This window comes from Alkalispirillum mobile (assembly GCF_003664325.1).
In the GTDB taxonomy this organism is placed as follows: domain Bacteria; phylum Pseudomonadota; class Gammaproteobacteria; order Nitrococcales; family Halorhodospiraceae; genus Alkalilimnicola; species Alkalilimnicola mobilis.
Window position 1 is genome coordinate 1,527,646 of sequence record NZ_RCDA01000001.1, and the last position, 20,237, is coordinate 1,547,882.

Consider the following 20,237-nt stretch of genomic DNA (forward strand, 5'->3'; position numbering starts at 1 on the left):
ATTCTTGATCGGGAACCCTGCAGTATAACGTTTGCGGGCTTTGCGGTGTAGGCGGGTGTCGCGATCCGCACCCACAACCCGACAGTCAGGACGCACTCAGGCCCAGCTTCTTCATCTTTTCCCAGAGGTTCTTGCGGCTGATACCGAGGCTTTCGGCGGTGCGTGCCATGTGCCCCGCGTTGGCCTCCAGCGCCTGCACGATGTGGGCCCGCTCACAGCGGCGCAGGTAGTCGCTGAGCCCGTGCCCCTCGGCTTCCACGGCTTCGGCCGCCGCACCGTCGTCGAGCAGGTCCGCCGGCCCCACCTGAGGCCCCTCCGAGAGGATCACCGCCCGCTCGATGGCGTGGCGCAGCTCCCGCAGGTTGCCGGGCCAGTCGTGCCCCAGCAGGGCCTCCCGGGCCGCGTTGGACAGCGCCTGCAGGTCCTCCCGCCCCTGCTCGGCACAGGCCTCGGCCAGAAACCGGCCGGCGAACCAGAGAATGTCCTCTGGGCGTTCGCGCAGCGGCGGGATGCGCACCTGCACGGTGTTCACCCGGTAGTAGAGGTCCTCGCGGAAGGTGCCGGCCTCGACCATCGTGCGCAGGTCGCGGTGGGTGGCGGAAACCAGGCGGATATCCACCGGGATGGGCGTCTCGCCGCCGACCCGGGTGACCTGGCGCTCCTGGATGGCGCGCAGCAGCCGCACCTGCATGGCCGGGGACATGTCGCCGATCTCGTCCAGGAACAGGGTGCCACCCTGGGCCTGCTCGAAGACGCCGCGCCGGGCCCGATCCGCGCCGGTGAAGGCGCCCTTCTCGTGGCCGAAGAGTTCCGCCTCCAACAGGGTCTCGGTGAGCGCACCGCAGTTGACGGCCACGAAGGGCTGCCCGGGCGCGGCCGCCTCGTGCAGGTAGCGGGCGGCGTGCTCCTTGCCGACACCGGACTCGCCGGTGATCAGCACCCCGGCACCGGCGCGCGCCAGGCGCAACAGGCGTGATTCCAGCCGGCGCATGGCGGGGGCAATCCCGAGCACCGCCTCGGCGTCATCGCCCGCCTCCGGCGTGTGCCGCTCCGCCAGGGCGCGCACCTTTTCCACCAGTTCGTCCAGATCGAAGGGCTTGGTGACGAAATCCGACGCACCCTCCTTCAGGAGCCGCACCGCCGTCTCGATGGCCCCGAAGCCGGTGATGAAGATGAAGGGGGGCAACAACAGGCCCTCCCCTTTCAAGTCCAAGTAAAGCGCATCGCCCCCACGGTCCGGCAGGCGGATATCGCTGATGACGGCCGCGTACCCACCGCGCCGCAGATGCCGCTCACCCTCGGCGGCGGTCGGGCACCAGTCCACCTCGAAGCCCTCCAGGGTGAAGCGGTCCTGCAGGGATTCGCCCATGATCGGGTCGTCCTCGATGAGGCAGAGGCGCTGGCTCACGGCATCACCTCCCGGCGTACGCCCAGCGGCAGCTGGATGAGGAACTCGGTGTCGTCGGGCCGGCTCTGCACCTCGATTCGTCCGCTCAGCTGCTCGATGATCTGATAGGTTACCCACAAGCCGAGCCCATTGCCCACGGCACTGACCCCGGAGAAGGGCTCGAACAGGTGCTCCATCCGCTCGGCGGGGATGTGATCGCCGTCATTCCAGACCCGGATGCGCAGCCAGTCGTCCCGCCGCTCCAACTGGCAGTGCACCTCGCCGCCCTGGCGCGCCGCCCGCACGGCGTTCAGCAGCAGGTTGATCAGCACCTGGCGCACCGGCGTGGAGGGCAGCGGCACCGGCCCCTGCAGGGCGTTGTCCCATTGCAGGGCCACCTGCTTGCGACGGATGTCCGGGGCCACCAGCGTGCGCACGTCCTCCAGGTCCTCCGCCCAGAGGTCCTCGCCCTTCAGGCGGGTCTCCACCAGCAGCGCACCGACGATATCGCGGATCTGCAGCAGCCCCCGCTCCACCAGCGAGAGGGTCTTGAGGGTGAAGGGATCGGGCGCGCCGTGGTGCTTGTAGGTGTTGAGGGCGTTGAGCATGCCCCCCAGCGGGTTGTTGATCTCATGGGCAATGCCGGAGGTCAACCGGCCGATGGCCGCCAACCGGTCCGCCCGCACCATCTCCCGCTCCAGCGCCTCCTTTTCCTGCAATTCGCTCATCAAGGCGCGGAACTGGCGGTTGAGCCGGCCGATCTCATCCTTGCCGGAGCGCCGCAGGCGGCAGGTCACCTCCTCGGCCGGACCGCTGCCCAGCTTGTCCATGCAGTCGGACAGGGCCAGCAAAGGCTCTGCCACACGGCGACCCAGCCACCAGCCGGCCGGCACCAGCACCAGCAGAATCAGGAAGGTGGTGACCAAAACCTGCTGCGCCGCGCCCAGGAATCGGGGCAGAAAGCCATCGCGCGAATACCCGAGCACCACCGTACCGAGCACGCTGCCGTCCATCTCCACCGGCAACAGCACCAGAAACTCGTTGCCCTCAAGCTGCAGCCGCTCCGGGCCGTCGACGCCTTCGCCGGCCAGCAGGCGGCCCAGCGGGGCCAGGCGGGCATCGGCCTCGGCCGGACGGTCGAGGATGGGCAGCCGGTCCGGATCGGTGGAGATGTAGATGCGGTCCTGCTCGTCCAGCACCATGATGCTCTCGGGCCGCAGGTGGGGCTCCATGTCCACGGTCATCGGCGCGCGGATGGTCTCGTAGGCGCCCCAGACGTCCTCCTGCAGCAGGGCCGGCGCCACCCCGTGCGCCAGCACTCGGGCAAGGCTCTGACCGTTCTGGTAGAGATCCCGCTCCAGGTCACGCCAGGCCTGGCCGAGTACCGTCGCCGCGATCACCGCCGCTGTCAGCACCACCACCAGGGTAATGTTGAGCGGTACCTTGTAGCGATAACTGATGTTCTCAATCATGGTTCGTAGCTATCCGGCGGCTCCGGGAAGCGACCGACATCCACCAGTCGCTTCAGTGCCCGGATGCCGTCGTACAGCTCATCGTCAGCGGCCCGGAACCCCTCGAGGTTAAGCTTCTCCAGCAACGCCTGCCCCTCTGTATCCTGGCCCATGCCGAACAGGGCCTCGCGCAGGGCGTTGCGCTCGTCCGCCGTCGCCCCGGGGGAGGCCACTAGCGGCGGGAAACCGAAGTGTTCGGAACGGTGCACCACGCGGGTCCGCTCGGTCAGGTCCGGCCGGGACCGGGCCAGGGTCTCCCAGACGTAACCGTCCACCAGCCCGCCATGGGCCACCCGCTCGGCTACGGCCTCCACCACCTTGCGGTGGCTGAAGGTAAAGAAGGTCCGGCGGAAAAACCGCTCAGGGTCCACACCCGCCTCATCCAGCAACTGCTGCCCGTAGAGCCAGCCCGAGTTGGAGTTGGGGTCGGAATAGGCAAATACCCTGCCGGCCAGATCGCTAATGGACTCCGTCTGATCATCGTCGGCGGGCACGATGAGGTAGGCCCGGTAGAGCGGCGCACTCTCGAACAACGGCACGGCGAGCAGGTCCAGTCGGCCCTCGTGCTGCACGTAGGGGTAGCCGCAGAGCCAGGCGAAGTCGATGCGGCCGCGCAGGGCCAGGTCCACCACCTCGCCGTAGCTGTTCCGGCGCACGAAACGCACCTCGCGGCCCACCTTTTCCTCCAGGTAGACCTGCCACTCGTCCAGGAAGCTCAGCTGGTCCTCCAGGATCACCGGCGTGAGGCCGATCCGCAGGGGCGGCGCATCCTCGTCGGCCATCACGGGGCCGGCCAGCCCGGCCAGCCAGACAAGCACCACCCCGATCCAGATATACCCTTGGCGCATCAGCGCACCTCCCAATGTGGGTTACCAACCCGTAACACCCGGCCCGATCTCTGCCTGCGCGCTGTTACCAACCGGTAACACGCTGGACGCGCTTCGCTGCGTCATCCTGCCGCGAACTGCGCCATTACGCCACACCCCAACGTTGGCAAGGCAATTGCTTGCTCCCAGGCAACGAGTACAAAGCATGCGCCACGGCCCGCTCCTGTCGCACACCGGACAGGGCGACGACACCACGAACAGGGCCGGGTGCCGGAGGAGAAGCCACCTTGTCCCAGTCCGCCGAACAATCGGCCTGGCATCGCATGGACGATGCGCAGCCCTGGTTGCTGTGGCAGCAGAACGCGTGCCTGCCGGCGCGCTCACCGCTGTCCGACTGCCGAGCATGCGTTGATGCCTGCCCGGCGGATGCGCTGGAGGCCACGCCCGAGGGCCCGCGGTTGACCGGCGACTGCGTGGCCTGCGGCCGCTGCAGTGCGGCCTGCCCCACCGGCGCCCTGAACGGCCCCGGGCTGGACACCGCACCCCGACCGGCCCCGGCTAACCAGCCCCTGAGCGTGGACTGCTGGCGCGTGCCGCCGGACCAGTCACCGGACGGGGCCCACCGGGTGCCCTGCCTGGGGGCCCTGAGCAGCGATCGGCTCCTGCAGCTGGTCCGGTCTGGCGAGGGGCGGCCCGTGGACCTGCTGGACCGGGGTTGGTGCGAGGGCTGCCCGGCCAGCGCCGGATGCACCCGCCCACCGGTGGAAAAGGCCCTTGCCGAGTGCCACGACGCCCTGGATGAATTGGGCCTCGCCGACCGGGCCCCGCGCCTGCGCCAGGCCCCCTTGAGCCGGCGCCTGCTCCGCCAGGAGACCCCCCAGTCGGCCGGTGAGCGCCGGGTCAGCCGGCGGGGCCTGTTCCGCCGGCTGGCAGGGCACGCCGCCGGGGCATCGGAGCGCCTGCGCGGCGAGACCGGCCCACCCCCCGAGCCGGTCCCCCTGGTGGCCAACCGGGTCCGGCCGGTGCCCCGGCTCAGGCAGATGGAGGCGCTGGCGGCCCTGGCCGAGCCGCAGGATCAGACGCTGCCCAACACCCTGTTCCCGGAGGCGAGTGTGTCGGAGGCCTGCAGCAACCACGGCATCTGCGCCTCATTGTGCCCCACCGGCGCGCTGCAGAAGCAAACCGACGCGGCGGGCGACGGCCTGGATTACGACCCCCTTTACTGCATCCGCTGCGGCCTGTGCCAGCGGGTCTGCCCGGAACAGGCCATCACCATCCATGCACGGGACCAGCACCCCTACATGGGTCGCGTCTCGCTTACCCGGCACCGCCGGCAACGTTGCCAGCAGTGCCACACCGATTTTTCCGCAGGGAAAGAGCAGCCGCTCTGCCCCGGCTGCCGCAAGGACGCCGAGCTGGCCCAGGGCGCGGGCCGCGATCTGCTCTTCGGAGCGGGCTCAAGCTCCGGGGCCGCGGGCCCCACACAAGACCCGGGCAACCCACCCGGGGATCATGATGATCAGGAGGAAACAAGGCGATGAAAATGATCCTGGATACGCTGCTTAACCGGCGGCGGTTCCTCAAGGCCACCGGTGCCACAGGCGCTGCGGCCGCGACCACCGCCGGGGTCGGCAAGCTGGCCGGGTTTACCGCCGCCAGCACCAACTCCACCCATGCCAATGCCCGGCCGGGTGGCGAGACCCGCGTGACCAAGAACATCTGTCACCAGTGCCCGGCCCGCTGCGGCATCAACGTCTACACCACCAACGGGCGGGTGCACGCCATCTACGGCGACCCGGGCAACCCCATCGCCAACGGCAAGCTCTGCCCCAAGGGCCACCTGGGCACCCAGCTGCTGTATGACCCGGACCGGTTCAAGGGCCCGATGAAGCGCACCAACCCCAACAAGGGCCGCGACGAGGACCCGGAGTTCGTGCCGATCTCCTGGGATGAGGCCTTCGACATCGTCGCCGAGCGGCTCAACCGGCTGCGCGAGAACGGTGAATCCCACCGCTTCGCCCACTTCTACGGCCGCGGCTGGGGCTCCTCCGATGCCGGCCTGTACGGTGATTTCGGCAAGCTCTACGGCACCCCGAACTCCGCCATCGGTCACGCCTCGATCTGTGCCGAGGGCTCCAAGCGGGCCAAGCGCGCCACCGACGGCAACGACTCGTACAACAGCTACGACTACCGCAACACCAACTACATCCTGAACTTCGGCGCCAGCTTCCTGGAGGCCTTCCGCCCCTACAACTACCTGATGCAGGTGTGGGGCCACATGCGGAGCAAAAGCCCGAAGACCCGCATCACCTCCATCGATGTGCGCATGAACCCCACCATGGCGGCCTCCGACCGCTACCTGATGATCAAGCCCGGCACCGACGGCGCCCTGGCCCTGGCCATCGCCCACGTGATCCTCACCGAGGGGCTGTGGGACAAGGAGTTCGTGGGCGACTTCGAGGACGGCCGCAACCATTTCCGCACCGGCGAGACCATCGTCGCGGATGCCTTCGAGGAGAACTGGACTCACGGCATCGCCGAATGGTGGAACGGGGAACTGAAGGACCGCACCCCGGAGTGGGCCGAAGAGATCACCACCATCCCGGCGGCGCAGATCTACCGCACCGCCCGGGAGTTCGCCACCACCAAGCCGGCCATGGCGATCATGGAACGCGGCCCGACCGCGCACTTCAACGGCACCTACAACGGCATGGCCGTACACGCGCTGAACGCGCTGGTGGGCAGCATGTTCGCCGAGGGCGGGCTGTTCTACCAGATGGGCCCCTCCTACGGTTCGCTGCCGGTGAGCGCGGACGACTACATGGACGACCACGCCCGGGAAATGGACGGCAAGTACCCGCGCATCGACATGGCGGGCACCGAGAAGTGGCCCATGACCAGCCACATGATGCAGGAGTGCGCCAAGCACCACCTGGCCGGCGACCCCTACAAGCTGGACACAGCCATGTTCTTCGTCACCAACCCCATCTGGTCGGCCCCGGACCCGACCCTGTGGGAGGAGGCGCTGAAGGATGTCTTCATCATCGACACCTCGCCCTACCCCGGCGAGACCGCCATGTACGCCGACATCATCATGCCGGAGCACACCTACCTGGAGCGGCTGCAGGACTCGCCCACCTACCCCTTCGAGGGCTGGCCCATGACGGCGCTGCGCGTCCCGGCCGTCGACCCGGTGTACGACACCAAGCACTTCGGCGACATGATCATCGAGCTCGGCAAGCGCATTAACGGCCCGATGGCCGATTACTACGCCGAACTGGGTGACGTGGAGAACATGCTCCGCCACCGGGCCAAGGGCTTCGCCGATGACCCGGGCGACAACGGCGTCAACGACTTCGAAAGCTGGAAAGAGAAGGGCGTCTGGTACAAGAAGCCCTACCACTGGCGCTACTGGCGCGGGAAGTTCTGGGAGTGGGACGGCGAGGACTACAACATCGAGATGACCGAGACGGAGGTCAAGGACAAGCTCATGCCCACCGGCTCGGGCAAGTTCGAGTTCAAGTCCAGCTTCCTTGAGGACCACGCCAACTACATCGCTCAGGAGATGGACATCCCGGAGGACCGGGTGGGCCTGGTGCAGTGGGTGGAACCCCGCCATACCGGCGGCGGCGACCTGCACTTCGTCACCCCCAAGACCCCGCTGCACGCCGAGGGCCGCAGCGCCAACATCCCGCAGGCGCAGGCTTACATGCAGCCCATCGTGGGCGGCCGCGGCACTTGCTACCTGGAGGTGAACCCGCAGACGGCGCGCGAGCGGGGCATCAACGACGGTGACACCGTGCGCATCTCCGCAGAGGTCCGGGGTGAGACCAAATCCATCAAGGCCAAGGCGCGCTACATGCCCGGCCACCGCCCGGACACCCTGGTGCTGCCCATGGAGTACGGCCACTGGGCGCAGGGCCGCTGGGCCACCGCCGAGGGGCGCGATATCAAGCCGGGGCACTCGGGCGACATCACCGAGAACCTCTCCGACCCGATCTCCGGGCTCGCCAGCTATTACACCGGCAAGGTGCGGCTGGAAAAGGCCTGAACCCGATTACTGGAGGAAATGAATAATGGCTAAATGGGGAATGGTCATCGACCTGGACAAGTGCACCGGGTGCCAGGCGTGCACCACGGCTTGTTCCATGGAGAACAACACCCTGCCCGGCGAGAGCTGGCAGGACGTGCTCTATTACAACGAGGGTGAATACCCGACCGCCCAGATGAAGTGGCTGCCGCGGCCCTGCATGCAGTGCGAGGACCCGTCCTGCGTGCACGTCTGCCCGACCCGGGCCACCTACAAGGACCCTGACGCCGGCGGCATCGTCTTCGTGGACTGGAACAAGTGCATCGGCTGCAAATACTGCATGATCGCCTGCCCCTACGGCGTGCGCTTCTACGCCGATGAGCAGCCGCTCATCGAGCCGGACATGCGCGACGTCTACCCGGGCGAGAACGGCCAGATGTGGAGCCCGCCCTACCAGAACCCGGAGCAGGACTGGCGCCGGGGCATCGGCATCCAGCCCAAGGGCGTGGTCTCCAAGTGCACCTTCTGCTACCACAAGATCAGCAAGGCCCCCGAGGGCGTGCCCGATCTGGACGAGGACGATCCGGATCTCGTCGAGTACGTGCCGGCCTGCGTGCGCACCTGCCCGCCCAAGGCCCGTTTCTTCGGCGACCTGGACAACCCGGAGTCCAACGTCAACCGCATCATCGGCGACAAGAAGGGTGTCCGGTTGCTGGACCACACGGGCAACCGCCCGCAGGTCTACTACCTGGGCGCCGGCGCCGGTGTACCCGCTTTCAGCCCGCGCAATTCCTGAGGGGGTGAATGACCATGTCAGATAACAACGTCATGAAAGGCGGGCTGGGCACCGGGCTGCTGGTGCTCTCCGCCCTGATCCTTATCGGCTCGTTCGGCTACGTCATGACCCAGCTCATGACGCACGGCCACGCGGCCTTCAACGTCAGTTCGCAGTTGCCCTGGGGGCAGCCGATCTCCACCTACCTGTACTTCGCCCTGGCGTCGTCCGGGCTGGGCCTGATCGCCTCGCTGCCCCTGGTATTCGGCTTCAAGCAGTACTACGGCATCGCCAAGCGGGCCATCTTCCTGGCCTTCATCATCCTGATCTCCGGTATGGCGGTGCTGGCGCTGGAGCTGGGCCACACCTTCCGCATGCTGTGGGCCATCCCCTTCAACATGCAAATCCAGTCCGCCATGTTCTGGATGGGTGTGTTCTACGCCGCCGACCTGCTTTTCCTGCTCTGGAAATTCCAGAAAATGGAGGCCGGCGACTGGGACAGCAAGAACACCAAGATGGTCGGCATCGCCTCCTTCCTGGGCGTGCTGCTGGCCAGCGGCAACCTGGCGCTGATCTTCGGCATGATGAGCATGCGTCCGTTCTGGTTCGACGGCTCGCTGCCCATCTACTTCTACCTGACCGCCGTCACCAGCGGCATGGCCGCGCTGTTCTTCTTCAGCTATATGGCCTACGGCTTCGACCGCAGCAAGATGCCGCAGAAACTGCAGAACGCCCTGAACAACGGTCTGCCCAAGCTGTTCGCGGCGGTACTGGGGCTGACCATCCTGTTCGTGGCGGTGCGCGCCATCACCGGCCTGTACGCCAACAACCCGGAGGTCTACCACGTCTGGGCGGACTACCTGTTCGCCTCGCCGGTCTACATCCTCTCGTTGCTGTTGGGCCTGGTCGTGCCCTTCGCCCTGATGATGTCCCGGACCCTGCGCGTCAACCCGCAGGTGCAGATCCTGGTCTCCGTGCTGACCTTCGGCGGCCTGTTCGCCGAGCGCTACTTCTTCGTGGTGGGCGGCCAGGTCATCCCGCTGTTCCAGGGCACCTGGGCGTGGAACATGATCCAGTACACCCCCTCGGCCACCGAGTGGGCACTGACCATCATGGGTTCCGCCATGATCTTCACGCTCTACGTACTTGGCGAGAAGTACTTCAACCTCTCCGCCGTGCCGGAGCAGCTGGAGGAGGCAGCGGAGGCCGAGGCCCGGGCCACGGCCTGAAGCCGGGGCAAGGAAGGCCGGGGCAGGGAAGCCCCGGCGCCCATTTATCGACCAGTTTCTGGTGAGTGCTGCCGGGAGCGGATGATCGCTGGAAGCGACTTTGCGCACCGAGCAACGCAGGGAAAATCGGAAAAAAGCGCGTGCATGTCCGAGCGAAGCGAGTTCACGCGCGCCGATTTTCCCGAGTAGCGCAGGGCACCCCGAAGGGGTGCGCAAGTGGAGCGCCCAGCGATCATCCGCTCCCGGCAGCACTCACCAGAAACCCCTGAACAAAGCCGTGGCCGTCCAGAATGGCAGCCACGCCCTCCCGGACAATCGAATCAGGCCAAGCCAACGCCATGCAAAACCTGCAACAACACGCCGAACACCTGATGACCCGCGCCGAGCTCTACCTCTGCCTCGGCCAGGCCCTCATCCCGCCGGTGCAGGCCGGCTACCACCAGGCCATGGGCGAGGCCTTGCCCGCCGACCTGGACGAACTGCTGCCAGACACCGGCGCCGGGCAACAACTGCGCGACGCCATGCAGCCCATCGCCGACCACGAAACCCTGCTGCGCGGCTACAGCCGGCTGTTCCTGGTGCCCCCCTACCCGGCACCCTTGAACGCCGCCCTCTACATCGACAAGAGCATGATGGGCCCCAGCGTCGTAGAGATGGAAGGCTACTACCAGCGCCACGGCCTGGCCAAGGACGTCAGCTTCCGCGACACCCCCGACCACCTGGCGCTGCAGCTCCAGTTCCTGGCCCTGCTGCTCGCCTCCGCCGCCCAGGCCGAGGACGACGCCGCCACCCACTACCTGGAAGAAGCGCGCGACTTCCTCAACCGCTTCCTTCGCCCCTGGCCCAACGACTGGGTGCGCAAGATCGAACAGGAAGCCCGCGACGCCCCGCACGGCGCCCCCTACCTGGTGCTTGGCCGCATGATCCGCGACAGCCTCGACCAGGATGCCCGCTGGCTGCAGGCCCAGGTGCCTGCCCCCGAGTCCGAAACCCAACCGGAGGCCACCGAACTGGCAGAGGCCTCCGCCGCCGTGGCCGCCAGCGGTGCCGGCAACCAGACCGACTGCGCCCGCTGCGGCAAACCCTTCGCGGCCTCAGGCGACCTGGCCGGCATGATGGCCACCCTGCGGGAAAAGGGCCTGGACGCCAGTCACCTGGCCGTCTGTCCCGACTGCCGCGCCGGGGCGATGGGCATGCAGCACACCAACCCGCAGTTCAAGGAAATAAAGACGCCCTGATGCATGGCGGGAGAAAGCACGCATGAAGATTCGCAAGAACACCGTAGTCACCGTGGACTACCGCCTGAAAGACGAGGACGGCACGCTGCTGGATGACAGCCAGCAATCCGGCCCCATGGTCTACCTGCACGGCTACAAGCACATCCTGCCGGCGCTGGAAGAGGCGCTGGAGGGCATCGAGGAAGGCATGCCCCACCGGGTCACGCTGGCGCCAGAGCAGGCCTACGGCCCGCGCCAGGAGAACCTCGTCTTCGAGGCCAACCGCGAATTTCTGCCCGAGGACCTGGAGCTGTACGAGGGCCAGCAGCTGACCAGCGGCTCCCACGGCCGGCGCTTCACCCTCAAGGTGGTGCGCCTGACCGAAAATGGCGCCGTGCTGGACGGCAACCACCCGCTGGCCGGCCGCCAACTGACCTTCGAGGTGCAGATCCGCGAGGTGCGCCCGGCCACCAAGGACGAGGTGCGCGCCCAGTACGCCCGCGACGCCACCGCCAAGGGGCAGCACGCCGCGTCGTCCTGAGGCGCTGAATGGCTCAGTCGGCCAGCACCCGGCTGAGCCAGTCGTCCACCAGGGTGATCTCCTCCATGCAGACCTGATGCTCCATGGGGTAGTCCTGCCACTCCACCCGGTAGCCCAGACCCGTCAGGGTGTCGCGGGCAGCGGACCCCAGTTGCAACGGCAGCACCGGGTCGTAGGTGCCGTGGGCCAGCAGCACCGGCGTGTCGGCATTGGCCGGGCTGCGCTCCTCCGCCAGCTGGTCGGCCAGCGGCAGATAGCAGGACAGCCCCATGAGGCCTGCCAGCCGCTCACCATGGCGCAACCCGCTGTACAGCGCCGTCGCCCCGCCCATGGAAAAACCTGCCAACACGATCCGCTCGGCCGGCACGCCGCGCGCCTTCTCCTCGTCGATCAGCCCCTGCACCAGGCCCACCGCCTCCCGGATACCCTCCTCGTCCTCCTGAGCGCGGTTGATACCCAAGTCGTAGAGGTCGTACCAGGCGCGCATCACCGCACCACCATTCACCGTCACCGGACGCTTGGGGGCGTGCGGAAAGATGTAGCGCACCTCACACTGCGCGGCGGTCTTGCGCAGCTCCGGGACGATGGGTTCAAAGTCGTGGCCGTCGGCACCCAGGCCGTGCAGCCAGATCACGCTGGCGGTGGGCTCCGGCCCGGTGGGCACTTCGACGCGGTCCAGACGCTGACTGTCCATTGATCCTCTCCTGAAGGGTTATTCTTTGATCCGCCCACAGCCTAGCGTTGCCGTCGGCTTAAAATCTTGCGCTGGGTCATGTTCGCTGGGATTTATGGCCGTCGAGGGTATAATGTCCGGTCCAAATTCATCCACCCGGCCTGTCCATGCGCGCAACGTTACTGACCCTGCTGTTGCTGCTGACCCTTGCCGCCGCGCTGACCGGCTGCGGCCAGAAGGGGGATCTGTACATGCCGGAGGACGAGACCGAGCAGTCGTAACCCTCAGCCCGGAGTTCTGACCCCTTATGCAAGCCTTCTCGCTGCAAGACGGCCGGCTGTGCGCCGAGGCCGTGCCGCTGGACCGTATCGCCGAGCAGGTGGGCACCCCCGCCTACGTTTACTCCCGGGCCGCCATCGAGGCCGCCTGGCGCGGCTTCGACGAAGCGCTGGGTGAGCACCCGCATCTGGTCTGCTACGCGGTGAAGGCCAACTCCAACCTGGCGGTCCTGCAGCTGCTGGCCCGGCTGGGCTCGGGCTTCGACATCGTCTCCGGCGGCGAGCTGGAACGGGTGCTCGCTGCCGGCGGCGAGCCGCAGAAGATCGTGTTCTCCGGCGTCGGCAAGACCGCCGGGGAGATGCGCCGGGCGCTGGAGGTGGGCATCCGCTGTTTCAACGTGGAATCTGCCGCCGAGCTGACCCGGCTGAACGACGTGGCCGGCGAGCTCGGCGTGACCGCACCGGTCTCCCTGCGCGTGAACCCCGACGTGGACGCCGGCACCCACCCCTACATCTCCACCGGACTGCGCGAAAACAAGTTCGGCATCGACATCCGCGAGGCCGAGGCCGTCTACCGGCAGGCAGCGGAGGCGCCGCACCTGAGCGTGGACGGGGTGGACTTCCACATCGGCTCCCAGCTCACCGACCTGTCGCCCATTGCCGATGCGCTGGCGCGCGTGCTGGAGCTGGTGGACCGGTTGGCCGAGCAGGGCATCACCATTCGCCACCTGGACGTGGGCGGCGGCCTGGGCATCCGCTACCAGGACGAGACCCCACCGGCACCGGAGGACTACGCCCGGGTGCTGCTGGACGGCCTGGCCGACCGGGACCTCACCCTGTTCATGGAACCGGGCCGCGCCGTGGTGGGCAATGCCGGGGTGCTGATCACGCGGGTGGAATACCTCAAGGACGGCCCGGAGCAGCGCTTCGCCATTGTCGATGCCGCCATGAACGACCTGCTGCGCCCGGCACTCTATGACGCCTGGCAGGCCATCACCCCGGTACGCCCCCGCCCGGACGGCGAGGCGCTGGCCTGGGACATCGTCGGCCCGGTCTGCGAGACCGGCGACTTCCTCGGCAAGCAACGGACCCTGGCCCTGGCCGAGGGCGATCTGCTGGCCGTGCACTCCGCCGGCGCCTACGGGTTCGTCATGGCCTCCAACTACAACACCCGCCCCCGGCCGCCGGAGGTGCTGGTGGACGGGGACCAGTTCCACGTGGTGCGGGCCCGCGAGCCGCTGGCCGAGCTGTGGCGGGGGGAGCAGCTGCTCGACTGAAGGGCCGGTGCCCGCGCCCTGCCCGCCTCAACGCCTGAAGACGCGCTCCAGCAATTCCGAGCCGCGCTGCGCCGGGTTGGCGCGGATGGCGGCCTCTTCCTCTGCCATACGCAGAAAAAGGCCGTCCACTGCGTGGTGCACCACGTGATCGGTCAGGTCCAGGGAGAAGCCGGACACCAGCGGCAGGGCCTCCAGGCGCTCCTGCAGCTGCCCCCAGGTGCTGAAGGCACCCACCTGATCCAGGCGGTCCTCGACGATGGGCGCCATGGCCGCCTCCAGGTCATCGCCCGTCGCCTCACGGAAATACCGGGTGGCACTGTCCTCGGGGCCGGACAGGATGGCCCGGGCATCACTCACCGTCATGTCACGCAATGCGTCCAGAAACAGCGCTTCGGCCTCGGGCGCCGCCCGCTCCGCCGCGCGGTTGAGCTGCTCGTGGAGGGCATCCACCCGGCCTTCCTGGCCAACCCGCGCCAACTGCTCCCGCACCGATTGAAGCCGCGCCGGCAACGGGATGCGGACATCATCATGGGCATAGAAGCCGTCGGTGGCGCCCAACTGCGCCACCACCCGCTGGGTGGCCAGGCTCAAGGCCTCGCGCAGCCCGTCCTCCATGTCATCGGCGGTCACCGCCTGGCCATTTCCGCCGTTGCTGCCGGAGGCGGACTGAGCTGTCGGCTCAGCCCCCTGCGTCTGCGTGCCCCCGGGAACACACGCCATGAGCGCCCCGGACAGCGCCACAACGCAAAAGGCAGCACCATACCTGCGGAACACCGGCACTACCCGGACCCCCTGCAACAGTGATTTCATCAGTTCAGTCATAATGTTGATCCTAGCAGCGAAACGGAAGGCCTTGCTTACGCGGCGCAATGCGTAAGGCGTGACCGGGCGGCTCACTCCCTATCCGCCTTGACGCCACACCACAGTGGCGTAGGGTTACTGTAGACCAGTCAGTCTACAGGCACCCCATGCGCAAGGACACCAAAGAGCACCTCCTGGAAACCGGCCTGGATCTGCTACTGGAACACGGCTACAACGATCTGGGCGTGCAGGCGCTGCTATCGGCCAGCGATGTACCGAAAGGCTCCTTTTACCACCATTTCAGGAGCAAGCAGGACTTTGCCCTGGCCGTGGTGGACCGGTACATGCGGCAGGTCCATGCCGGCCTTGATGACTGCCTGAACGACACCCGCCGTCCGCCGCTGGACCGCGTGCGCCGCTTCTTCGAGCTCTCCCGGGAAAAGTATGGCCGCGAGGGCTATCGCGGTTGCCTGCTCGGCAACCTCGGGCAGGAGTTGTCAGCCGTAAACGATGCCTTCCGGTACAAGATCGAGTGGTGCTTTGGCGAGATCACGGCTCGGCTGGCCGTCTGCCTGGAAGAGGCCAGGTTGCACGGTGACCTGCCGAAGGAAACCGACGTGCACCACATGGCAGACCTGCTGCTGGACTGCTGGGAAGGCGCCGCATTGCGAAGCCGCCTTCGACGGGACCCTGCCCCCCTGACCGCCATGCTCGACTTCTACTTCCGCACGGCGGCCTGAACGGCTATCCCCGGCCGGCGTCGATGAATTCGCGCGACTGTTCACACCCCGAAGAACCCGCACCTTGACCGCCCCAGCCGCCTTTCTACACTCACGATTAGACCGCTTGGTCTAGAGGGCGCATCCGCAGAGGACGGAAGGAGGTGGATCATGCGTATCGCGAAGACCGACGTACCGGAGGTGTTCAGCGCGCCGGGCGCCGTGGCCCGGCAGATTCTCGAGTTCGGCGATGCCAGCCAGTACGACAAGATGACCGGGGAGTATTTCTCGCTGGAGGCGGGCACTGATATCGGCCCCTTGTTGAAGGGGCTCGAAGAGGACCTGTGTCAGTCCCCCCACTGGGGCTACATGATCGAAGGCCGCCTGATCATGACCTACCGGGACGGCAGCGAAGAGACCGTATCCGCCGGGGACATCTTCTACTGGCCACCGGGCCACACGCTCCGGGTGGAAGACGACGCCGAGATCATCCTCTTCAGCCCGCAGCATGAGCATTGCGAAACCCTGGCACATCTCAAAAAGCAGCTGGACAGCTGAAACCGACCGACGCGACCGCCGGGGCAGGCCGAACACCCCATCACCGGCCTGCCCCGGGACACGACCGCCCGTGTCATTAACCCGCGCTGTCATCGCGGGCCCCACTCCCCCCAAAGGAATCCCTCCCCCGACATTGGTCGGCGGCCACCGACCCGGTTACGCTATCCTCTTGGACAGAATCAACGCACCTTGAGGAGTGGGCCGGAAAACAATGAGCGAGAAGATCAGCCTGGTAATTGTTCCCGTCGATGGTTCCCCGGCGGCCGGTGCAGCGGCCCGCCATGCCGGACTGCTGGCGCAGACGCTGCACGCGCGCCTGCAACTGGTGCACGTGATGCCCCCAATCCCGGCGGAACTCAGCGACCTGCCCGCCAACCGCAAACCGGAGAACGACCCGGACCGCGCCGACCAGTTACGCGCTGCGGAACGGGCCTTCGAGAAGGCGCGGGCCGCCATCGATCAGGGCCCCGAGGCCGAGTGCGTGACTCTGGAAGCCGATGACGAGAGCCTGGTGCACCGCCCGGCACGGGTGGTGGTGGACCACGTGCGGCGCCAGTCCGACTGCCTGCTTGTGCTGGGTGCGCGCCACCTCAGTGATCTGCTCAAGCTGGTGGAGGGCAGTGTCAGCAACCAGATCCTTCACCGCGTCCAGTGCCCTGTCACCGTGGTTCACGATGACGCCGTCAACGAGGGCAGCGCAGCCCTGCGCCGCATCCTGCTGCCGGTGGACGGCTCCGGGCACAGCCGCGCCGCGGCGGCCCTTGCCGGCGACATGGCACGCAACGTCGACGTACCGGTGGAACTGATCTTCTGCCAGCCGGTGGGCGGGGTCGACCCGGGCGACGACAAGCCCGAAGCCATCTTCGCCGCGGCCCGGGAAGCACTCGGCGAGGTCCCGGCCGGCATCGAAGAGACGCTGCTGAGCCACGCCCGCCCGGCCGAGGCCATCGTCCGGCAGGCGGCGGAACGCGCAGACCAGTCCCCCACGATCGTCATGGGGCGCCACGGGCGCGGCACGCTGACCGAGGCCCTGCTGGGCAGCGTCAGCCACCGCGTGGTGGAAACCGCGCCCTGCCCCGTCACCGTCGTGATCTGACGCATTGAACCTCGGAGCTACCATGATCCGTAATTATCTGGGCCGCTACCCCGACATCGCCGACTCCGCCTGGATCGACGAAAGTGCGGTGGTCATCGGCGACGTGTCGCTCGCGGAGGATGTCTCCATCTGGCCCATGGCCGTGCTGCGTGGGGATGTGCAGGCGATCCGCGTCGGCAAACGCAGCAACATCCAGGACGGCAGCGTGGTCCACGTGGCTCACGACGGCCCCTACAGCCCGGGTGGGTTCGCCACGCATATCGGTGCGGACGTCACCGTCGGCCACAAGGCCATCGTGCACGCCTGCACCGTGGGCGACCGCTGCCTGATCGGCATGGGCGCGATCATCATGGACGGGGCCGAGATCGGCGATGAAAGCATCCTGGCAGCAGGGGCGCTGGTGCCGCCCGGCAAGAAGCTGGAAGGCGGCCACCTCTACGTGGGCAGCCCCGCCAAGGCCGCCCGCCCCCTCACCGACGAGGAGCGCGAAAAGCTGGTTTACTCCGCCCGCCACTACGTGAAGGTCAAGAACCAGCACCGGGACGGCGAGTGAGCATGGCGCGCCGGGCCCCCTTCCGCATCTTTGATGCCGAGGTCCAGCCCGGCCAGCGCATGACGGTGGATGTGCCGCTGGCCCAGCTCTACACCCATACCCAGCTGCACATGCCGGTACAGGTGGTGCACGGGCGCCGGGACGGCCCGGTGCTGCTGGTCAGCGCCGCCCTCCACGGCGACGAGATCAACGGGGTGGAGGTCATCCGCCGGCTGCTCAGGCTCTCCACCCTGCGCCACCTGGCGGGCACCCTGGTGGCCGTGCCCATCGTCAACGTCTTCGGCTTCATCCACCGCTCCCGCTACCTGCCGGACCGCCGGGACCTCAACCGCTGCTTCCCGGGCACCGAGCGGGGCTCGCTGGGGGCGCGCACCGCCTACCTGTTCAAGACCGGAATCGTGGAGCGCTGCACCCACGTCATCGACCTGCACACCGCTGCCATCCACCGCGACAACCTCCCGCAGATCCGGGTCAACCTGGACAACGCCGATGCCGCGGAGATGGCACAGGCGTTCGGGGTGCCGCTGACCCTGAACAGCGGGCTGATCGAGGGCAGCCTGCGGGCGGCGGCGGACGAGGCCGGCATCCCGGTGATCACCTACGAGGCGGGCGAAGCGCTGCGCTTCCAGGAGCCGGCTATCAAGGCCGGTCTCGCCGGTACGGTGCGGGTAATGCGCCACCTGGGGATGCTGCCGCAACGCCCCACCCGCCGCCGCGACGCGCCCCAGAGTTACGTCGCCAACGCCTCGCAATGGGCGCGTGCCGAGCAGGACGGCATCTTCCGCACCGTCAGCCCGCTGGGCACCCACGTGAAACAGGGTCAGATACTGGGTTATATTGCGGACCCGTTCGGCGAACAGGAGCTGCCGGTACGCGCGCCCTTCGACGGCATTGTGGTGGGCCGCAACAACCTGCCCCTGGTGAATGAGGGCGAAGCGCTCTACCACGTGGCGCGCTACGAGCAGGCCGCCCGGGCGGAACGCGTCGCCGCCCAGTGGGCCGCCTACGAGGAGGGGCTGGAGGGGGAACTCCCGTCCTCCGAAGAGCCGCCCATCGTCTGAGCGCACTACCGCGGCCGCGGGGCGGGGTACGGCCCCGGCAGCACCCGGGCCGACGATAATCATAAAATCCGCGGGAGACCCGACTTGACCGCTTTCGACCACCGACACTTCCAGCAGGTCCGCTGGACCATCTACGGCATCCTGATCCTGGCCTACATGCTGGTGTTCTTTCACCGCATGGCGCCCGGGTCAGTCTCCGGCGAACTCACCGAGGCCTTCGGCACCAGCGCGGCCGCCCTGGGCTCCCTGGCGGCGATGTACTACTACATCTACACCGCCATGCAGATCCCCTCCGGCGTGCTCGCCGACACCCTGGGTGCCCGCTGGGCGGTGATGACCGGCAGCCTGGTGGCCGGGGTGGGCTCCATCCTGTTCGGGCTGGCCGACACCTTCACCATGGCCAGCGTGGGCCGCTTCCTGGTGGGGCTGGGCGTATCGACGGTGTTCGTGGGCCTGATGAAGAGCAACAGCGTCTGGTTCAGCGAGCGCCAGTACGGCTCCATCAGCGGGCTGACGCTCCTGCTGGGCAATGCCGGCGCCATCGCCGCCACCGGCCCACTGGCCCTGGTGCTGGACCACTACGACTGGCGCAGCGTGTTCGTGGCCCTGGGCGTCTTCTCCATCCTGCTGGCAGTGGCCACCTGGCTGAAGGTTTACAACAAGCCGGAGGACGCCGGCTTCCCATCGGTGCGGGAGATGGAGGGCAAGAGCGCCCACGCCGCCCGCGACCAGCACTGGGTGAAGGACCTGCGGGCCGTGTTCGCCAACCGCAAGCTCTGGCCGGGTGCGGTGTACGACTTCGGCATTACCGGCAGCTTCTTTGGCTTCGTCGGCCTATGGGCGGTGCCGCTGCTGCGCGACCTGCACGCGCTGGACCGCAGCGCCGCCTCGCTTTACCCCACGCTGGCCACGGTGGCCTTCGCCATCGGCTGCCTGGTGGCTGGCATGTACTCCGACCGAGTGGGCCGGCGCCGGCCGGTTCTGATCGGGGGTGCCGCGGCCTACCTGGTCGTCTGCCTGGGGCTGTGGCTGCTGCCCTGGGGGCCGGGCCCGCTGGCCATGGCGCTGTTCATGGCCCTGGGGCTGTCCGCTGGCTGCTTCGTGGTGGCTTACGCCCACGCCAAGGAGGTTACCGCCCCGGCGCTGGCGGGCATGGGCATCGCCCTGGTCAACACCGGGCTGTTTCTGGGCGCGGCGCTGTTCCAGCCCATCTTCGGCTGGATCATGGACCTGATCCTGGCGGCGTCCGGGGACACCGATTACGGCTTCGCGGCCTACCAGGGCGGGCTGGTGCTGCTGTGCGGCTTTGCCACGCTGGCGCTGGCCGCCTCATTGCTGCTGCATGAAACCCATTGCCGTAACATACATGTGAAACACGACTGAAGCGGGTAAAGACAACGTGCAAGTAGAGTTCTACGGCATTCTGGAAGAGGTGGTGGGCCAGCCGCGGATGACGCTGGAGCTGGCCGAGGGTGCGACCGTCGCCGATGCACTGGAGGCGCTGGCCGGGCAACAGCCCGAGTTGGCACCGCACCTGGCCCGGGTCGCCTATGCGGTGGGTGACGAACTGGTTGGCAAAGACACCCGATTGAAGGCGGACGACACTCTGGTACTACTGCCACCGGTCAGCGGCGGGTAAGTCCGGCGAGGTCGCCGGCGGCGTCCAGAGCAGGGAGATCGCCACGGGCCTCTCGGCCCTCGCGA

General features: G+C 67.6%; 20 protein-coding genes. 15 read left to right on the forward strand and 5 right to left on the reverse strand.

Annotated elements, in window-relative coordinates:
* Positions 1-85: 85 nt before the first annotated feature.
* Genes DFR31_RS07300 through DFR31_RS07310 form a run of 3 tightly spaced genes read right to left on the reverse strand, consistent with a single transcriptional unit; the run spans position 86 to position 3,746 of the window.
* Complete coding sequence (locus tag DFR31_RS07300; RefSeq protein WP_121441936.1) at positions 86-1,408, reverse strand: sigma-54-dependent transcriptional regulator; 1,323 nt, start codon at positions 1,406-1,408, stop codon at positions 86-88.
* Positions 1,405-2,859: a sensor histidine kinase gene (locus DFR31_RS07305; RefSeq protein ID WP_121441937.1), complete on the reverse strand. Its 1,455-nt coding sequence runs from the start codon at positions 2,857-2,859 to the stop codon at positions 1,405-1,407. The genes DFR31_RS07300 and DFR31_RS07305 overlap by 4 nt, the downstream gene beginning before the upstream one ends.
* Complete coding sequence (locus tag DFR31_RS07310; protein WP_121441938.1) at positions 2,856-3,746, reverse strand: substrate-binding domain-containing protein; 891 nt, start codon at positions 3,744-3,746, stop codon at positions 2,856-2,858. Before DFR31_RS07310 ends, DFR31_RS07305 begins: the two co-directional genes overlap by 4 nt.
* Before the next feature lie 266 nt (positions 3,747-4,012).
* Between DFR31_RS07310 and DFR31_RS07315 the strand changes: the two genes are divergently transcribed.
* The 6 genes from DFR31_RS07315 (at position 4,013) to DFR31_RS07340 (ending at position 11,517) form a co-directional block, all read left to right on the forward strand.
* Positions 4,013-5,266: a 4Fe-4S binding protein gene (locus DFR31_RS07315; RefSeq protein WP_121441939.1), complete on the forward strand. Its 1,254-nt coding sequence runs from the start codon at positions 4,013-4,015 to the stop codon at positions 5,264-5,266.
* Entirely contained in the window at positions 5,263-7,776 is a 2,514-nt protein-coding gene (locus DFR31_RS07320) for a molybdopterin-dependent oxidoreductase (RefSeq protein WP_121441940.1), read from the forward strand. The genes DFR31_RS07315 and DFR31_RS07320 overlap by 4 nt, the downstream gene beginning before the upstream one ends.
* Positions 7,777-7,801: 25 nt before the next feature.
* Positions 7,802-8,551 carry a 4Fe-4S dicluster domain-containing protein gene (locus DFR31_RS07325; RefSeq protein WP_342767655.1) on the forward strand — a complete coding sequence of 250 codons (750 nt, stop codon included), beginning with the start codon at positions 7,802-7,804 and terminating at the stop codon, positions 8,549-8,551.
* Between the two features lie 14 nt (positions 8,552-8,565).
* A complete protein-coding gene (gene nrfD, locus DFR31_RS07330) occupies positions 8,566-9,759 on the forward strand; it encodes an NrfD/PsrC family molybdoenzyme membrane anchor subunit (RefSeq protein WP_121442196.1) in 1,194 nt (397 codons plus the stop codon).
* A gap of 338 nt (positions 9,760-10,097) precedes the next feature.
* Positions 10,098-10,997, forward strand: coding sequence for a molecular chaperone TorD family protein (locus DFR31_RS07335; protein WP_170153622.1), 900 nt, complete (start codon positions 10,098-10,100; stop codon positions 10,995-10,997).
* A 22-nt stretch (positions 10,998-11,019) separates the two neighbouring features.
* Positions 11,020-11,517, forward strand: coding sequence for an FKBP-type peptidyl-prolyl cis-trans isomerase (locus DFR31_RS07340; protein ID WP_121441943.1), 498 nt, complete (start codon positions 11,020-11,022; stop codon positions 11,515-11,517).
* 13 nt (positions 11,518-11,530) lie between these two features.
* On the opposite strand, the gene DFR31_RS07345 is transcribed toward DFR31_RS07340, so the two are convergent.
* Positions 11,531-12,211: an alpha/beta hydrolase gene (locus tag DFR31_RS07345; RefSeq protein WP_121441944.1), complete on the reverse strand. Its 681-nt coding sequence runs from the start codon at positions 12,209-12,211 to the stop codon at positions 11,531-11,533.
* A gap of 146 nt (positions 12,212-12,357) precedes the next feature.
* Here DFR31_RS07345 and lptM point away from each other — a divergent pair, with 146 nt between their 5' ends.
* Together lptM and lysA are read left to right on the forward strand one after the other, a co-directional pair.
* A complete protein-coding gene (gene lptM / locus DFR31_RS07350; RefSeq protein WP_121441945.1) occupies positions 12,358-12,471 on the forward strand; it encodes an LPS translocon maturation chaperone LptM in 114 nt (37 codons plus the stop codon).
* A gap of 26 nt (positions 12,472-12,497) precedes the next feature.
* Positions 12,498-13,745 carry a diaminopimelate decarboxylase gene (gene lysA / locus DFR31_RS07355; RefSeq protein ID WP_121441946.1) on the forward strand — a complete coding sequence of 416 codons (1,248 nt, stop codon included), beginning with the start codon at positions 12,498-12,500 and terminating at the stop codon, positions 13,743-13,745.
* A 27-nt stretch (positions 13,746-13,772) separates the two neighbouring features.
* On the opposite strand, the gene DFR31_RS07360 is transcribed toward lysA, so the two are convergent.
* Positions 13,773-14,567 carry a DUF4197 domain-containing protein gene (locus DFR31_RS07360; RefSeq protein ID WP_121441947.1) on the reverse strand — a complete coding sequence of 265 codons (795 nt, stop codon included), beginning with the start codon at positions 14,565-14,567 and terminating at the stop codon, positions 13,773-13,775.
* A gap of 146 nt (positions 14,568-14,713) precedes the next feature.
* Between DFR31_RS07360 and DFR31_RS07365 the strand changes: the two genes are divergently transcribed.
* The 7 genes from DFR31_RS07365 to DFR31_RS07395 all read left to right on the forward strand — a co-directional run bounded on the left by DFR31_RS07365 (position 14,714) and on the right by DFR31_RS07395 (position 20,172).
* Positions 14,714-15,286: a TetR/AcrR family transcriptional regulator gene (locus tag DFR31_RS07365; RefSeq protein WP_121441948.1), complete on the forward strand. Its 573-nt coding sequence runs from the start codon at positions 14,714-14,716 to the stop codon at positions 15,284-15,286.
* Positions 15,287-15,436: 150 nt separating this feature from the next.
* On the forward strand, positions 15,437-15,823 hold the full coding sequence (locus tag DFR31_RS07370) for a cupin domain-containing protein (protein ID WP_121441949.1): 387 nt from the start codon (positions 15,437-15,439) through the stop codon (positions 15,821-15,823).
* Between the two features lie 211 nt (positions 15,824-16,034).
* Positions 16,035-16,919 carry a universal stress protein gene (locus DFR31_RS07375; protein WP_121441950.1) on the forward strand — a complete coding sequence of 295 codons (885 nt, stop codon included), beginning with the start codon at positions 16,035-16,037 and terminating at the stop codon, positions 16,917-16,919.
* 22 nt (positions 16,920-16,941) lie between these two features.
* Positions 16,942-17,472, forward strand: coding sequence for a gamma carbonic anhydrase family protein (locus DFR31_RS07380; protein ID WP_121441951.1), 531 nt, complete (start codon positions 16,942-16,944; stop codon positions 17,470-17,472).
* A 2-nt stretch (positions 17,473-17,474) separates the two neighbouring features.
* Complete coding sequence (locus DFR31_RS07385; RefSeq protein WP_121441952.1) at positions 17,475-18,533, forward strand: succinylglutamate desuccinylase/aspartoacylase family protein; 1,059 nt, start codon at positions 17,475-17,477, stop codon at positions 18,531-18,533.
* Between the two features lie 84 nt (positions 18,534-18,617).
* Complete coding sequence (locus tag DFR31_RS07390; RefSeq protein WP_121441953.1) at positions 18,618-19,916, forward strand: MFS transporter; 1,299 nt, start codon at positions 18,618-18,620, stop codon at positions 19,914-19,916.
* 16 nt (positions 19,917-19,932) lie between these two features.
* Positions 19,933-20,172, forward strand: coding sequence for a MoaD/ThiS family protein (locus tag DFR31_RS07395; protein ID WP_121441954.1), 240 nt, complete (start codon positions 19,933-19,935; stop codon positions 20,170-20,172).
* Positions 20,173-20,237 lie beyond the last annotated feature (65 nt).